The sequence below is a fragment of the Escherichia sp. E14V7 genome (genome assembly GCF_004212225.1).
GTDB lineage: Bacteria > Pseudomonadota > Gammaproteobacteria > Enterobacterales > Enterobacteriaceae > Escherichia.
Genome location: NZ_RHJJ01000018.1, coordinates 116,496 through 133,904, shown reverse-complemented (window position 1 = coordinate 133,904; position 17,409 = coordinate 116,496). Strand labels below are relative to the sequence as shown.

14 protein-coding genes are annotated in these 17,409 nt (G+C 38.1%); 6 read left to right on the top strand and 8 right to left on the bottom strand.

The genetic code is table 11. The features are described 5' to 3' along the window. The 4 genes from D9741_RS20180 to D9741_RS20165 are packed head-to-tail and all read right to left on the bottom strand — an operon-like array spanning position 1 to position 2,815. The gene (locus tag D9741_RS20180; protein WP_130209577.1) at positions 1 to 729 is read right to left on the bottom strand and encodes a fimbria/pilus periplasmic chaperone; all 729 of its coding nucleotides are present in this window, start codon (positions 727 to 729) and stop codon (positions 1 to 3) included. A gap of 12 nt (positions 730 to 741) precedes the next feature. Continuing rightward, positions 742 to 1,455, bottom strand: coding sequence for a molecular chaperone (locus D9741_RS20175; RefSeq protein ID WP_130209575.1), 714 nt, complete (start codon positions 1,453 to 1,455; stop codon positions 742 to 744). 1 nt (position 1,456) lies between these two features. Next, positions 1,457 to 2,179, bottom strand: coding sequence for a molecular chaperone (locus tag D9741_RS20170; protein WP_130209573.1), 723 nt, complete (start codon positions 2,177 to 2,179; stop codon positions 1,457 to 1,459). Between the two features lie 18 nt (positions 2,180 to 2,197). Continuing rightward, a complete protein-coding gene (locus tag D9741_RS20165) occupies positions 2,198 to 2,815 on the bottom strand; it encodes a fimbrial protein (RefSeq protein WP_130209571.1) in 618 nt (205 codons plus the stop codon). 1,098 nt (positions 2,816 to 3,913) lie between these two features. Between D9741_RS20165 and D9741_RS20160 the strand changes: the two genes are divergently transcribed. The 3 genes from D9741_RS20160 (at position 3,914) to D9741_RS20150 (ending at position 6,419) form a co-directional block, all read left to right on the top strand. Beyond that, positions 3,914 to 4,285 carry a winged helix-turn-helix domain-containing protein gene (locus D9741_RS20160; RefSeq protein ID WP_130209569.1) on the top strand — a complete coding sequence of 124 codons (372 nt, stop codon included), beginning with the start codon at positions 3,914 to 3,916 and terminating at the stop codon, positions 4,283 to 4,285. 827 nt (positions 4,286 to 5,112) lie between these two features. Beyond that, a complete protein-coding gene (locus D9741_RS20155; RefSeq protein WP_130209567.1) occupies positions 5,113 to 5,565 on the top strand; it encodes a hypothetical protein in 453 nt (150 codons plus the stop codon). Between the two features lie 509 nt (positions 5,566 to 6,074). Beyond that, positions 6,075 to 6,419 carry a hypothetical protein gene (locus D9741_RS20150; RefSeq protein ID WP_130209565.1) on the top strand — a complete coding sequence of 115 codons (345 nt, stop codon included), beginning with the start codon at positions 6,075 to 6,077 and terminating at the stop codon, positions 6,417 to 6,419. 418 nt (positions 6,420 to 6,837) lie between these two features. On the opposite strand, the gene D9741_RS20145 is transcribed toward D9741_RS20150, so the two are convergent. Continuing rightward, positions 6,838 to 8,049: a conjugal transfer protein TraF gene (locus D9741_RS20145; RefSeq protein ID WP_205712822.1), complete on the bottom strand. Its 1,212-nt coding sequence runs from the start codon at positions 8,047 to 8,049 to the stop codon at positions 6,838 to 6,840. Between the two features lie 844 nt (positions 8,050 to 8,893). Here D9741_RS20145 and D9741_RS20140 point away from each other — a divergent pair. The 3 genes from D9741_RS20140 (at position 8,894) to D9741_RS20135 (ending at position 10,561) form a co-directional block, all read left to right on the top strand. Continuing rightward, the gene (locus D9741_RS20140; protein WP_130209563.1) at positions 8,894 to 9,433 is read left to right on the top strand and encodes a C40 family peptidase; all 540 of its coding nucleotides are present in this window, start codon (positions 8,894 to 8,896) and stop codon (positions 9,431 to 9,433) included. A gap of 482 nt (positions 9,434 to 9,915) precedes the next feature. After that, positions 9,916 to 10,176, top strand: coding sequence for an Ig-like domain-containing protein (locus D9741_RS23655; RefSeq protein WP_240730454.1), 261 nt, complete (start codon positions 9,916 to 9,918; stop codon positions 10,174 to 10,176). After that, positions 10,136 to 10,561 (top strand): hypothetical protein, encoded by a 426-nt coding sequence (locus D9741_RS20135; RefSeq protein WP_240780414.1) that lies wholly within the window; start codon positions 10,136 to 10,138, stop codon positions 10,559 to 10,561. The genes D9741_RS23655 and D9741_RS20135 overlap by 41 nt, the downstream gene beginning before the upstream one ends. Positions 10,562 to 10,892: 331 nt before the next feature. On the opposite strand, the gene D9741_RS20130 is transcribed toward D9741_RS20135, so the two are convergent. The 3 genes from D9741_RS20130 to D9741_RS20120 form a co-directional block, all read right to left on the bottom strand. Further along, positions 10,893 to 11,420 carry a polymer-forming cytoskeletal protein gene (locus D9741_RS20130; RefSeq protein WP_165383469.1) on the bottom strand — a complete coding sequence of 176 codons (528 nt, stop codon included), beginning with the start codon at positions 11,418 to 11,420 and terminating at the stop codon, positions 10,893 to 10,895. Between the two features lie 1,188 nt (positions 11,421 to 12,608). Beyond that, positions 12,609 to 14,030 (bottom strand): hypothetical protein, encoded by a 1,422-nt coding sequence (locus tag D9741_RS20125; protein ID WP_130209559.1) that lies wholly within the window; start codon positions 14,028 to 14,030, stop codon positions 12,609 to 12,611. A 2,362-nt stretch (positions 14,031 to 16,392) separates the two neighbouring features. Continuing rightward, positions 16,393 to 17,385 carry a RepB family plasmid replication initiator protein gene (locus D9741_RS20120; protein WP_130209653.1) on the bottom strand — a complete coding sequence of 331 codons (993 nt, stop codon included), beginning with the start codon at positions 17,383 to 17,385 and terminating at the stop codon, positions 16,393 to 16,395. Between the last annotated feature and the right edge of the window lie 24 nt (positions 17,386 to 17,409).

Here is a 17,409-nt window from a genome sequence, read left to right as displayed (position 1 = left end):
CTATAAATCCATTTGATATAAATCAGATGGCACACCAGAGTCATCCCGAAAACGCCATGAAACCTGATGCACGCCAGGTGAGCAATGTTGAACAGAAGTATTTATTTCCAATTTACCATAAGGTGGTACGGGTCTAATAAGTAGAGACTTTTTTATCTTATACTTATCAATAAATAGCTGCGTCACTTCCCTGTAATAACCCGAACGATTTAAAATATTTAATTCACCATTATTGCAAGAAAAATAAATATCTTTTTCCTTAATTGAATCAAACATCGGGCGCCAGTAGACCCTGATGTTATAAGCAGTGACTAAGCGTAACTTAACCGAATTATACATTTTAATTTCAGATGGTATTAGTCTTAGCGTCAAATAGTATAAACTTTCTCTGCTTGATGGTAAGAGAATCGCGCGTGACGGCACTGCAAGTAAAGACACTAAGGTATCATCACCGGCACGTAGTTCGTGGACAGGAGGAGAAACTATAAAGGGTGAGACTTGATTATCATTAGCTGCCATACCCGTTTTAGGATCGTAACTTTGAATTACTGCCTGTAATAAATAATGCTCGGCTGTATGGTTAACCACCCTGAGCACGATTTTATTTAAATGTGAAGAGAAGACCAGTTTAGTTTTATTAATGAAAATACCCTGTGTAGTCTCATCGCACAACCCTTTGTTTGTTATTACTATTATAAGAAACACAACTATCTTGCGCAGAAAGGGCATAGATATCCTTTGTTATAATAAATTGTACGTCATCATTCTGGTTTCACCGCCCTGACCATTGATGAGAGTCCATTTAATTTCATCCCCTGACGATGTTATTACCTTATCAAGTGTAATTTTACTAAAAGGGGTTATTGTTCTCTGTTTACCATCTAATGCTATTTCTGTTCCATTGACAAAAACTCTGCTAAGCGTCATAAAATACGGACTGGTATTGCTGATCGTCAACGCATGTTCTTTTTTCGTAAATGATAATAATGAAACAGACTTCTCCCACGATACATTAAGGTCAGCGGGACGTGAAAGAAGTTTAATAATTAAACTCAGTGATACCGATAGCTGCTGTTTGACTTTGTTCAGTTCAAAAAATTTTTTATCAATTGCAGGTATGCTCTTGAAAACAATGTATTGTAATGTTTCTTGATTATGTTGCCATACCGGTTGCCGACGAATTATCTGTACTGTTTGCGACTGACCTGATGGCAATTTGAAAATCGGTGGCAAAATGTAAAAATTTTCCGAGGGTGTTAGTTTCTCTGTACTGCCGAGAGAATGAACAATTCCGCTCTGCACAAGCCAGGTATATTTACTGGTATTGCTAATCACTATCTCTGTGCTGTGCAATGTAGAGCTCATAATGACCCTGGTATGATCAATACTTAACCCATCAGCATGACTTTTTACAGGTAAACATAAGATAATGAACAAAAAGTACAGGGTGCGCATATTAATGAACTTTTCCCTGATGCATTTCTGCCATACCAAGATCGTTGAGAGTGACCCATGACACCTGTCGGTTGTTCCCAATTTTTGTGGACGTTAGGTCTATAGACTCAAAGGGAGAGAGCATCCCCATATTTTTCAGAGTAATAGTAGCTATACTATTATGACCAAAAAAGAGGTCATGAAGCGAAATGTAATACGGACTATTATTCATAATTTTGACGCCCGTAGCAGTACGATTAAATACAATTTCTTTGGCTGCTTCATCAGCCCCCTCTTCCGTCAATCCAACTGGACGGTAAAACATTTTTATTTGTGAGGATAAAGAAAATATAATTCCAGCCTGAGTTTCAGGTAGTATCACATCTTGTAATGGTTCTGATGTGATAATACCACGAGAGATAAAATAAAAAACTGACTCTCTATCACGGGGAAGTTTGTCAACATTTTCCAACGCAATCATTTTGACTATTGATTCATTTCTTGGCGAAACTTTTTCAATTCCAGGAAGTACTTTAAAGTACTGACTATCCGGTTTACCGGCACTAACTCTGGTAATATAACTTTGCATCAACCAGGTATTGTCAGTATTATTTCTCAAACTTACCGAAACTGATGTCTTTCCTGCTGGATAAATTATCCTTAACGCATTAATTCCAATCCCATCTGCCCATGCAGATGGCAATAAAAAAAGAAACAACAAACTCAGTGAAAATTTAATCAACATAACCCTTTTACCGTATGCTTATTGGTAAATCATCATAAAATCCACAGGCACTTTAATATGCTGAGCAGACGCAGTATTCGCATTTATCGCCTGTAATGATGCGGTCAACGTTGTTTGTTTTCCATCAATTGAACTTATCACATCGCCTTTAGACACGTTGGCCAACTGAATATAATCATTGTTTTTAATTTCTGTCATAGTGGATGTATTGGCCGCAAAATCATACACACGACCTTTGAGAACCACGCCAACATCGTTTATCCCGGTATTACTCCATAATGTTGGCTCACCAGGAATACCCATTCCTGGACTAAATAATACTTCAGCATAAACCCCTCCATCACCCGGAACAGTTCCTTGTGAACTACCGGACTCGGTACAATTAGAGGCCCTTAAGTCAAAAGATTTTGTTCCCACATCTGTTTTTGACTTTGCAAAATCATTTTTTGAGAACGTACCTAATACTATGCTTTCATTTGATACACTAATATCGCATGTTGTTTCCGAAATTTCTGCATAGACATCAATATGAGCTGGTTTGCCAATTGCTATAGCGTTATTCCATACTCCCATTGTAACTATAGCCGTCAGAATACTTAGCGAATACCAATATTTCACAATAATTACCTTACTCATTATTTACAACAATAGCTAAATTCCCTTGTCATTCCTGAATCCAGTTACAAAACTAAAACTCACTTTCAGGAAAATATATCGCTAACAATCAAAAAATCTCGTAATTGAGTATATACAGCTCTGTAAATCAGAAATAGTATCAGAAACAAGATAAAAAAAGAAAAAAAGAAGATATATTTCAAAACAATAATTACGCCTTTTAGCTAAATTCCTGGATTAAAATTGTTCACTAAAAAAAATAAAACACTATACCTGTACTCATTGAAGCTATTTGATTTTATCCTTTCTGAGGATCATGCTACGCAACATGAAGTTTTCATCATCCATCAACAATAAGTCGGGCCAGGAACACCGGTACATCAGGAGGTGTGGTAAATGAGCTGGCGATGGTATTGACGACTTCTGAACGATGAAGCTCCATTATGATTGCCAGAGCTCAGCGCCAGCATAAACCACCGTAGATTGGTCACCTTATCCACGAGTTGATGAATAAAGGCTGTAAACGGTAGTTCTGCGGTAGACTGGTTATGGTCGTGGACGAAATCTGAAGCATCGATAACAGCTAATCATTTGTTGGTATGCACCCATCTATGTGTTTCATATCCCTCACTTAATCAATGAGATAAAAAAGATCAGCCTGATATTGTCAATATCAGGCTCATGTATCATCACTGTACAGTCTTCATATGAATCCGATACGGTAAATATGAAAATTAATGAATGGGCATACTTGCAACAACCTGCATTTCGTCAGTGTACAAGGATTCAGGGATTCGATGTCGCCCCCCCCCTTCCTGATATAGCGACGCTGATGGCATCCCGAATTATTACTTATTTTAAGATAGTGAATAAATCACCTTAGGTTCTTTGTGTATAGTTCATTTCGTTAAGTAATTTTATCTTGCTTATTAAACTTTTGATTTACATAAGTGCCTGCCAAAATTCACATAAGAAATCACCAGGGACATAAAAAACAATTATGACAGTATCAGAATTCTGTTATCAGGTGGTTATTAATCATTATGTTTTAACCAGTTTCACGTATTGATAATAGATTAATGTTTATATGGTAATACATATTTGGCAAGGAGATATAATATGAACCCTGAATTGAATTTTGATGATGAAACCGGTGTGCTTATGTTTGGAAAAAAATCGACCAGATTAAGCCCAAAAGAAGCGGCGTTGTTTTCGTTGCTGCTGCATAAGCAGCAGTCAGATAGTATTCTACCACGAAATGAGCTTGCTCAATCTGTTTGGGGAGAACGATGGGAGGTGATCAGTAATAATAATATTCAGCAGCTTATTCTTCAGCTTCGTAGAAAAATTGATGCTGTCGGTGGACCAGTGATAATTGAAAACATTTACAAACGAGGTTATAAAATGACCATTCATGCACAAGGAGCTGGAAATACGATAAGACGTAATTTAATCACTCGATTTGTTTCACTAATATTAAATTTTATTTGAGTTCACGCTACACACACTATACCTATAATTATTTATGTAGCCTAATAGTTTAATTCCTTATTAGTGACATTAAAATAATTAAATTTCAATATTATGCAATGCTTTAGCTATTGTTCCTCTGTGCATCCAGATGGCAGGGGAATATTTTTTATTAACACTGCAATATAGCAACCACAGTATCATTTCTGACAAAACGCTTACAGGTCATATAATTAACATGCAAATCATTTATTAACTAATTTGACAAAACTATAATTGAAGAAACAAGCTACCATTGGCATAAACGTTCTTCTTCATTTTTATTTATAAATCACTGAAATGTTATTTTTTAACTAATAATCAAGAATAATTGTAGTTACTCTCTATATTCCACAATCTTTTGATTATCGGCGTTATTGTTTTTTTAAATTTTTACTCAGCTAATTTGTCAACAGGAAATGTAGCACTATTGAGCCTTTCATTTGCTTTAATAACCAGGTTGTATCACAACCTTACCTTTGAATGTTAACAAGTTCAGGTCAATGACGAGGCTCACCTTGCATGATTCCTCAGCTCCCCTCGTTATCTTTGGCTACGTCCAGAGTTACATGGTAAATTTTAAACATGTTCCTTTATATGGTTTGGTACCCGATCATAATGTGCACTTTCAATAAGTTATAACCAAAACCACATTCTTCAGTAACTTGTTATTCTTAATTGATACAATCAAATGACAGGTGATGCCAGATTTCATAATTATCATCAAGATTTTATTTTTTTTCGTGTGAAAATGAATGTATCTGATAGATCAATAACCCTGGATTTTATTGTTTTTAATGGATAATTATATGATAACAAAGATGACAACCAGGTTACTTTTTGCCGGCACACTAATTCTTCCCGCTTTTGCTTTTTCTTCAGTTCTTACGGCACAGCAAAAAAATTATCTTGAAGAAATTATGGCGGCACAAATCAGTAATGAACAAGATAGAACAGTGATCAAAAATGAGTGGACCGAAGCACATCAGGTAGCAGAATTCCTGTGCCTCCCCGTTGCAATGACTGTTATACAAAAACATGAATCTCTCGTCGAGAAAGTCACACTCAGTGACGGGGAACAAAATAGTTTAATATTACATACTCCTATCAGACTAACTGGCAATGGCCAATACCTTATTTACGGGTCGAAATGGATCCCATTTTATTTCCGCTGTGATCTATCTTCTATCACTGGCAAAGTGACCCGCTTTGTAATTGATCATCATACTCCATATCCTCATAGAAATGCCGTTTTACAATAGCCCCCCCGCCAACTTCACATTTATCATAGATAAATCATTCCTGTTACCAGGCAGGAATGAGTATTATTGCTGTTCACTCTCTGATGATATATACCTTTTTTTGTTACAGTAACTTCAGGTTACCCGCCCCCACGATTTCCGCCGTATATGCCACTGTTGTTCCTCTTATTTTTCTATGTCCATTTCATACTCAGCCATAACTGAGTTTACGATCTGAACTATCGTAGCCTGGTTTTCGTCATCATTTCGCAGCCAGGATGATAAACAGCAGTCTTATGCCAGTTAGCATCTAAGCGCCAGAGGATTATGACACGTTTAACCACCTTCAATGATCACAGACATAAGTAATCAACTGTATTGAATATCTGATACAAATCTTCTATTTTTATATTATTTTTATTACACTGGTCAATAATAAGTATTTCGCTTCGACAATACTGTTCAGTTAGACAAACGTAGTGTGTGTGATATAAGAAGTAGATACTCAAGCAGAACATAAGGAACATGATATGAAAAAAATACACGTCCTACTACTAGTCTCATTCATATTATCAGGATGCACAACAGAATGGCAACGCACTCGCTCTGATGCCCAGGATCTTTCAACTGCACAATATGAATGCGGAACATTGGCTGAAGAGAAATATCCCGTTAAGAATAGAGTAGCGGAAAGAACAGTTTATGAAGCACACGTCGAAAAATGTCGCAACAACAGGCACTGCAAAAAAAAGTATGATAGCTCACCAACCTTACGAAGTTATGTGATTGATGTCAATGAACATACTCGTTATGAGTGGATAGAACTTTGTATGCAACAAAGGGGATGGATATCCAAAGTTAAAGTGCTTATGTAAGGTAAGTGATAAGAATAATTATCAGGCAATGGCCCTATATACACAATTTTTAATCCTGTTAATAATGATTCTTGTGTGAGGTAATTCCTGCTACAACCGTCCTACTCATTGTTCGATTTTCCCACCATGTATCATGGTGGGTATTTTTTATCTCAAAAGAAAATATCATCTAAATATGATTACGCTCGATTATCTTTATCGTTAGAATTTTAGTCAGTGCGCATTTTGTATTCTTCAATATATCCCTGTTCATTACCGATACATTATTGTATTGCTATATAGTTCCCCCCTACTGACATCATACATCGACAGCTGCCACAAAAACTACGGGCATACGCTTCACTATATTTGTCACAGCGCCGCTATATGCCCGTACTAAAACAGTAATATGTTACTGTAAGCCGGATTCTGTTTTCTGTCAGAAAGTCTCGCTTAATTGAGCCACAGCACCATATGTCCGATCAGTGCCCACCAGGCCTGCCAGATCCAGATGTACCATATTAAAAGGTGAAATGCCGATACCGGCAGTAAAGGCGCTACCCTCTGAAGAAGCGATGTTCTGACGATAGCCCGCACGTAGTTGCACCCAATTCCAGGCGTTAACTTCAGCCCCCATAGCCGCAAACTGGCGCTTTGTATCATGGGTAAAACCACTGGCCGGCGTCAGATCTACATCCAATGCAGTCGTCACGATTCCGTTATGCCATGAGCCCCCGGCAGTTACCTGTGGGCGAATCCTGAAGGTTTCTTTCAGCCCGTTAACTTCTTTCGTATCAATACTACGGGGAACAATATTTTGCCCAGCCAGACCCAGCATCCAGTGTTCATTCAGCTCAGTAGCAAAACCAATGTCGGCATTAATACCGGGAGTATTATTACGGTATTCATGGCTACGGAAATCGTGGCTGTCGTAATTCTGTACCGTGGTATTGTAATTAAACAGATCCACACGCTGATATTTCGGAGTTACGCCAAGAGAATACCTGAGCCCGTTCGTCTCAAACGTCCTAGCAATAGCAATCCCGACATCACTCACTGCCGCCGCACGACCATAGGCCCGCGATGTCAACGTATCAGTATCGCTCGCTGTTGGAATAATTTTGCCCTTAGTCACATCATCCAGATATTGCAGATCGTGGTCGCTGACCTTTCCTGCCACCGTTGCCGTCCCCCATGACTTCAGTATCAGGGCAAAAGGTAATTGACTGTTCGGAACTGTCGCGACCATGCCTACACTCGCCAGGACATTCACCTGTGTATTTTTAAATTTCTCCAGTTGATGTTGCAGATCGGTCGCGGCCCCCAAAGGCGCGACTGCACCAGATAGAGCTGCATCATAGCGATCCCAGGCATCTTTCACGGCATCCACATCGCTCTGCAAATGGTCAGGATCCGATACCTGTACTCCGACTGACGGCAGAATCATGCTGAAATCATCGGAAGCGGTGGCACTCGTCATCAGTGCCGGATTAGCGAGTGCTGCCGCACAATAATGAGACGATGCAACTCCCGTCCCTCCCATAGCATCATTACTGGCTTCCATATAGGTCGTAGACGACTGAGCATTACCAGACAGAGCAGTAAAAAAAGCACAGGTCAGCAGAGAATACTGACTTAGCGTAAATTTCATTTTTATTTTCCTGGCCAAAAGAATGAATTGTTTTTAATAAAAATCCCACCGAAGCTATATACAGGCATCGCCCCCAAAAAATAGTGCGTAGTTATCACGAAGGGAGATGCTGATATTTAATCGATGCCGAAACAGATTGTTTCCTATAACTCAAGACACCTAACCAATCGGTAAGTTCACGGATATTAATCGCAGTAACTAATAATCTTTTTTTAATACTCTGAGGCTGGTTCAGCACTACCATGTCCAGCATCAGACAATGCTTACTTATTGATTTTAATGAATATAACTTACATAAACGACAATGTGTATTTAATTTACGACTTACAAGCACGCCATTCCTGTGTTACGCAGGACTCTCATATTTTCCGTATTTTGCACATTATTTTATTTATGTTTATTTAAATTCATTCAGTTATGATTTTTTATCAAACATCATATTTTAGCCTTATGTAAAATAAAATCACCACCACCGTACAATTCATTAACAAATAAACCATTGATGATATACAAAAATAGTCACACCAAACAGTAAATTACTTTAAGAAAACACAATTCTTATTTCACGTTCTAATCCATCACTGAATAGAAAAGCAGATTCATTGTAACAGCTCCTGCTTTATGACTTCCCATCAGAATTTCATCACGACACCATCAGGATATTCCAGTCTCCCGTTGCAATGATAGACGAACAAAATCCGATCTTTTCTACCCGTTCAAAAGCCGGTCCAGAGTTAACAGTTTTTCACATCGTGCCAACTCCCGGGTTCAAAGAGATCTTAAAGAAATCATCGGATGAATTTACAGCATCGGAATTTCTACATATTAACGAGAGGTCTACATTATGTATCGACATCATCGTTCTTTATTGTTTTTACTGATGTTAGGTTACCATGCCTCAACACTGGCATCGCCGGTACACCACATCAGACACACTCCTGTCGTCAATCATCATCGCAAAACAAAAACATCCCACTCGACAAGACAGCATAAATTGTCGCCCAATACAGTCTTCATTAATACGCTGATGGCACAACTGGGTAAGCCATATCGCTGGGGAGGCGCTTCCCCTGAAACCGGATTTGATTGCAGTGGTCTTATCTGGTACGCGTGGCGTAAGAATTTTCACATTACCCTTCCCAGGACCGCCGCCGGCATGTATTCCATGCCACAGGCACACCATGTTCCTTATATGCTTCTACAACCTGGTGACATGGTATTTTTCTCAATACATGGGGAACGTGTCGATCATGTCGGTGTTTATGTGGGAAATGGACATTTCATAGAAGCGCCACATACAGGGCAAAATGTCAAAATTGTCAGCCTGGAAAAAGATTTTTACCGCCGTCATTATCTGGGAGCAAGACGTCTGATGATTTCCTGAGGCGTTCCGATTCCGTATGCTGACCACACAAAAGCAGGGAGGACTTCAGTACATCCTTATACTGGACGGACTGGAGTTCTCCCTCCAATGGATATGTGCTTAGAAAGCGTCATATATATCCATCATTCTCTCTGGAGAGAGACCGCCCGGAAACGGGGAACACTTATGCGATCATCGAGAAGAACAATTCACCAGACATATCAAATTATTTCTATATCGCACACCACTTTATACCTATCAAATTAATTAACCAAATGATTTAAAACGATATTTATAGACTTCACCATAAGGATATAATAATTATTATTCCTATGGTAATAAATTATACAGTACATAAGATTGAATGAACAATAAGATAACCATAAACAGGTTAGTATATAAGCCATAAATAACATCGGATTTCATTTAATTTTATTAATATCCATAGTGTTCCATTCTACAGGAATAAAAATATTAATTTTACCAGCAATGAGGGGTTGTTTATGAATGCAATTACCGGTGTTTTAGTGGATGGATATATTTTTGATATTAAAAATTATATGATTGATGATTATCATTTTCCTAACACTCTGTTCCCTGGTGCTACCTTTAAGATGGTCATTGATGATGACCCGGCCAACAATACTAACGTAGCCTGGAAGTGTATTCCTGATAAAATACTGACTGTTAGTCAGGATGGCACAGTGACCTTTCCGAACGTGGATGAAAGTTGTTGTAGTAAATCGTTTTATATTTTTGCTTAGTGAATTTTTGTCAGGATATACCTTTACTGTAAAACGTTATTTTAAATATAGCACTGAAATTTATCACACAAAAGAAGGGGCTTTAACATGGATTGCAAGTGTAAAGGGACAACTTCCAGCACGGCGCGATATTAATGATTCCGATTTGAACAATTATGAACAATATAACAGGCGCGAGGTTAATACCGGCCTTTATCAGGAATGGGGCACATTGGCTAATGTTGGATGGAAATTAGAACCACAGTTAGATGGTTACTGTCGCATTTATACGGCTGAAAACGATGAATTTTATTGTGCAGAGAATAATAGACTAGATCAGCTCACTGATTCTGGGTATATCGTTCAGGCAGTAGCATTCTATGGCGAGCCTATAGCCAAGTGGTGAGAAAGGTTAAATTCCTTTGCTCACTGTCATTTTCATTATTGTAAAGTAAACAACCACTAAAATTATCAAAATACACGCAGTAAAAAAGGATCTTATAAAGATCCTTTCTTGCGCTATCCATACAGTCCTTATCCTTACCAAACCTGTCTGCAACACCAGACCGTACGAATGAGGACGTTTGAGGTACAACCTTACTGCATTTCGCTCGTTTTTATGCTCCAGGAAATCTGAAGCGTTTAACGTTCATAGCAGGAATCGATTACCTGTCTGTTGTAAATCCTGACCAGGCACTTTCACCAGTTACAGTTCTTAAATTGCAACCATGTGCAGATTATCGCTTCTCGCGTGATGCACATTTTTCTGGAACAACAGTGACGCTCTCACTTTTTAGCTCGACAATTTTTTGTTTTACGGGAGCCTGAGTTAATACTTCAGCTTTACCTGTAAAAACACCCCCTTTCTTAATAGATAAAGAAATATAAACCAATGTTCCATCCAGACGGCCATTTTCATAAATATCAACAGAATCAGACTGACAATGCCCTTTTATATTACCATCCACAATTAACTCCCGGCTGGTAATATCTCCTTCCACGACACCATTGCGCATTATTTTCACCAACCCATCCTTAGCAATTACGTTCCCATTCACACAACCATAGATGTATATTTGTTTATTAGAATTTATATTGCCATCAAAGACGACATCACTGGCAATAACCGTGCTATCTGTCCCTGTCTCATTAGCTGAATTTCTGTTTTCCATTTTTTTTACAGTACTACCGACGTCTACAACACTTTCCGGTGTTGAAAGTATTTCTAATTTATCTTTTGCTGCCTTAGATTTGTTAAACATCATGAGTATCCTTTTCTGTAAAAAATGCGTTGAGAAAGAAAAAATTATGAGAAAAAACAATATCACTGCGATAAAAAACTTTCCTGAATACCAGAAAAATAATGCCAGACTCCAGGAAATGATTCCCGCATTCAGAAACATGTTGTTCGCTGTATAATTATGAGAAATAGAGTTCATCGGTGAAATCATCTGTAAACGATATCTTCGGGAAGATGCTTATCCCAAATGATGTTAAGGCAAGGTAACTTCCCCATAAATACAGTCGCCATTACTGTGATTGTGTACGCTACCTCATCCCACAATAACTGTGATGTATTGCTTCTCATCTCAACATATTTACTTTGATTTACAATAATCATGGACCGGGACATAACATACCTTCTTCAGTGGTTATACGACTGCAATGAGGATCGCTGCCGCAATGTACATTGACTCACTGTACAAATCGGCCCAGGGGGAAAATTCTAAAGGGTTGAGGTCATGCGCTAAACGGTAGGTAACCAGAAAGTGTCGTTGGCCATCTGAACAGAGATAATATGCTCTCCACAGAACATGACAGCCGATGGCGTAAAAAGTATCGCAACAATAACAACACATGAAGGGTGTAATGATGGGACTATAGCCTGATGGCGGCTCACGAAAGAACAGGGGTAGTTAGTTGCCAGCTGCCCACCATGGGTATAAACGCGGTGGTCCTGGATACACGCTATCTTGAATCACCTTAACTGGTTGAGAGATGGCCAGTTTTAGTTAATCAATACAAATCCACGTTAAGCGTTATGTGTTGATATCGATGCGAAGGTATTGAGAAAGTAGTGAGCCGTACAGGGTTAGCCTACCGGACATCATGAAACCGGCGCGAATGCCTTCGCCCCTGTACACCCATCATATGCGAAAGTGACCATGCTTAGGGCATAAAAAAACCGCTAATGCGGTATATGGCACGATGATTGTCGGGAGGCTAATCCCGGCCGCAGATTTACTACAGCACTGGAATATTCTACCAATGGCACATTTATGTCAATTCGGGTAATTACCGGGGAGTTATTCAAATGGTTAATGAGTCAACGCTAAGTCAGGCATTGCCCATGAGCCCCTGATCAGCAAGTCATCCATAACATCAGGAATAGAGAAAGATATGAGCCAGACATTAGCTGCTCGGGTTCTTATAAATAATCAGTAACAGCCAAATCAACCTGAGCTAATAGACCTTATAAGTTCAGAAGCACTATTCTTATAATTAGTTACTAACTCAATGATCTGTTTAACTTCAAAATAAAGAGAAGGATCAACTACAGGAATAACATCATTACTCTTACATATAAATTTAGTTTTCTCACTACCTGAATAACAACGTTCAGCCTCAGCAAGAATAGATATTACTGAACCGCATTCAATATTGTATTCTATTAAATTTCCATTTAATGAGATAGCAGGGATCCTGAATTTTGATTTGATTTTATCATTACCATCTATTATCAAACCTTTTGATTCAAGATATTTTTCCATTACTGTAACATAATCAGTACCCAATGCTTCCAACCCTGCAACTATCGCAAAGATGTTCTGTATATTATTCTGTATAATCAATGTGTTATCTAATAATTTTTTCGCATATTCTATATATTGCAAGGATGATTTTTGCCACTTTTGATACTCTTCGTTTCTGTTTTCATTTTCCTTTTTTACAACATCTATATATTGATAAATTTCCCTAAAATCCCCCTCTCCCCCATTCAGTTCGAAAATACCAGAAATGCCTCGCGTTATATCGTGCAGTAATATTTTAATTGCTTCATTGAGCTTATCATTTGCTTTCTGGTAACGTTTTGAACGTATTAAAGCTTGTTGGCGAGTTTTCTCTAATTTTTCTGCGATTCGAGCATTAACAACAAAATCACCTTCAATTGTGGATTCAGGGAAGGCCGGATAATGATATTTTTTGATAAGTGACAGAGCGTAAGGTTCTTTGCTTACATCTACCACCTGAACAGGAAATTGAACCAGTATTGGCAGGTCATCGCAATAATGTGATGACGTCTCACTACGAAAAGCTAATGTCCCGTTAATCCCTAATTTTTTTACACAATGGTCGTCAACGCTACACATAGTAAAGTATGCGTCTACTAACTGAAACCTCTTCAACAACCGCTGTCGGCAATCAGAATTTTTTGCTATATCCAGCAATCGGCATAATAGCCGGTAGTTGCCGTAACCAGACTTATCATTTGTAGATACCAATAAACTCAAACTGAGACAGGCCTGTGAGACCAGGTGACGCAATGCTTCAACATAGTTTTGTTGAGCAAGTTCTTTTTCTGCGCTTTCAGATAGTTTTGCTATTTGCGAAGATACCATTAATAAACCAGCAATTACCTTCGCTTCTTTTTTCTGCGCCTTGCCAAAATCAGGGCTAATTGTACGCATGATAATATTGAGACAGTTATGAATTGCATAATCAGCAATAGCATCAGCCCTGCAAAAATCGACGTTTACCCCTGCAACATCCAGCTGATATTTTGTCGAATACGTTTCAATTCCATCCAATGCAGCGGTTTCTAAATGACTCATCGCACATACAGTAGAGCATACCTGGACATATTTTTCTGACATATGCGATTTTCTCCCTTCAAAAGGATCGGCACACTAAGCTGATATGTCTTAACACGACTTAACAAGCACAGAACACATCATCAGTTGCGATCCCGACGCTTAATCCTTACGGTTCTTTTATTCAGATTTTCCAACGTTAACGTTAATAAAATAAAAACTGGGTCAAACAGCCATCATGGCAATACTGTCGCAAGGTGAACAGTTCAGTATTTATCTAAACGTTTTTTGCCTACATACCTGAAAAGTACATGAAGGATTATTGGTACATAGTAGCCATTACATTCCGAAATAAAGCTCTTTTCTATCAGGTTGTTGCCTTACTGTAATCTGCCATTTAGTCATGCTGACTTATACAAAGCGATTTCATGTTCTACTGAACCGCCTTTTTCATTCATGATGATTAAAATCTTTCGCCAACCTTCAGTGTAAGCAATCCATTGATTTACTGAATTTTTTCAAAAAATTTCAGGTTGAAATCGTCAACATTAGCATTCGTGTACTTAAGGTTCCTCTGTCAGTCATTAACCATACGTTGGTCCACACCTTTAACAGATGCGTTTTATAACAACGTTTCATCATTTAACAATGTTAAGTGAGATTTTTATTGATAAAGCGACCAGGTAGCTATTTGCAGGCAGTAAGAAAAGCGCATCAACAGACTTTATAGCCCAAAAATTTGAGGTCAGAACTCAATCCGTAAATTCCACTTTCAGTTCCGGCGCCAATGAGTCGAGAGTCACAATAGGTATAATGTGTTAACAATCACTGAATGATATTTCAGCCCTCTTCACCCTGGTGATTTCGCCATAGAGAAAACACAAATAAAGCTTTGATTTATAGCGTTTTTTACTGCCGATTTCAGGGTGAAATCGACACACGGTTACTCAGTGCAAACTATTATTTCATACATAACTTTATAATTTTTTTTACCAATGAGAAATATGGCAGAAATGGATACTACGTCCACATATCAGCCATATTAAATGGAGTACCTTTCCACATATGACATAAAAAAAGGACTAAGCATCTCGATCAAAGAAAAGCTATCTTCACACAGCGGGCTAAGAACGTAAGGAATGAATTAATAATGACAAGAAGAAAACAATTAAATAGCCTGCTAAAAATCGGGCGACATCATGGGGGAAGCTTTTCAACTTACAGACTGATATGAATCAAAAAAGAATAACACACATATGAATAACAGAATTAAAGGGTAATTAGCCAGAAAAGACGGTTCAAGTTTTGATGTCATTTCTATAAAAGACCAATTCAAATTAATACTATAGATAGTAATCTTATACTCTGGCTGACCAGGATAATGAAGGATTGTCCTTATGATAAACTATAGACAGAACATACTTATTAAGGATAAATAAGCTACAGTGAGTAATAAGCATCTTTAATATGCATGAGCATAAGTATGATCATCACCAGGCTCTAACCTAGAATGCCAGGATATAGTTATCGTTTTGAATTATTTATTGTTTATTCATATATTGATTTTAAATTGCACAAACATTCGTACGCTCAAAAGAGCAAGAAGCCAGAGCTATCAAAGCAATCTGAACCAGATCATGATGCATAAGCTATAGAGAGAACAGATGTTGTAAGAGATATCTTCAGATTAGCTCTGTTATTTTGAAATAACATATAGATATAAAAATACATATGATAAATGATACAGATATAACAGGCACTTTCGTTAATCAGACAACATTATATCCTCATCGCTCAAACCAATATAACAGTGTGTCATAAGCACTTTATCAGCTTTCTTACACTCTTACCTGATAACCACGTCCCGAACTTTGGCCTCTGAGCTTTCCTGTCTTTATCTTTTCTTTAGCTGATGTTTCTCAGCATATCAGTACGTTAGTTTCATTTAAATAAACTATAGGCAGCAATATAAACTATAGAGAGTAACCTATGCTATAGGTAGTAACATAAACTATAGAGAGGGAGTAGTGTCGATTTTTAAGATTAATATAAGCTATAGCGAGTATAAGCACTAAGGCAAAAAACAAGTAACTATCTGATTTATATTGCATTAATAGTATTTGTGTTTACTTTTTAATCTGCTTATTACTTATTATATTTAAATCAGTAATCCTTAACTTGATGCAAACACCATTGAGCAGAGCAAAGGTCGTCAAAATCCTATGTAAAACCAGGCTTAAAAGAAATCAATAGTGATGCAGAACAGCACCACTATTGATGTAAGAATGAGAGGGGATGTATAAAACACATTAATTTTCAGCTAGTTATATAAAAAACTGAAGATATCAGCGTTGCAAAATCGAAAGACACTATCCGATTAAACATAAACTATAGTGAGTATTCAGTCCATTCTACTGACTACAGCTTATGTTTTATGAAGGTTCAAAAGAGCTTCCAAATCTTTGAGATCAATCCCCAGCTTTTCTAGTAACTTAACTTTTTCAATCAGAGAAGGATCAACCGAGTCATTTGTATGCTCAGGTTGTTCATAGGCTTCACTATCAGAGCGGGGAGCTTTTAACTTAGGCCTGCGATAATGCACGTTAAAATACACACTCCGTCCACGTTGCAGCTCCGTGTAATCCAGATATCCGATCTCTTTCAGCTGCTCCATTGCCCTGCGAACCGTCTGATTTTGCGAAAAAACAGGCGATTTCAGGTTTAGCCTGGCGCGCAAACGCGCTATTGAGATAGGTGCAGGATTTTTGGGCAAGCTTTCGATATAGGTGTACAGAGCCTGCGCGGACTCACGCCGCTTAAGCGCGTTTATCGCTTTTAACTGCAACAGAACTTTTCGGTCAAACTGATAAAGCTCAAATAATCGGGGGTCAGCCTGGAGTATGACGATATCTTTAGCTGTGTCGTAGTACGCGGATTGAACCAAATGCGTCGTATATTCTTTAGTCTGGCTGGTAAACGAAATGACTGTCCCGGCAATCCGTTTTAAGGAAGGGCTGATACGTTCACGAAGCTTTTTAGACGATCGGCTTGACGGGATCCCGCAAAGCTTTACAAATTCAACAAACGAAAGCTGAACCTTATCACCTATAACTTTATGTTTTGCAAAAGAATGTATGATTCCCACCCAGGTTTTGAAATCATTGTCCATATCCAGTCGCGGGCCAATGATTTCCACTTTGTCAAAACCCTCAGCCTTAGCAAGTGAGAGTCTGGTCAACTCTTCAGTGGCATCTGTCGTTGAGAGTGTATTTTTTTTACTGTTTTTAAGCGATTTGAGGGTAGGCACAAATACCCCCAGGCGCATTAGCGCAACAGGCTGTACAGTGTTATTAGCGTTCGGAGTAAGAGATACAACTTCTCCTGTTCGCTTATCTACTTCATCAAAAAAATCTTTAATATCAATATCTTTTTCCAAAATCAG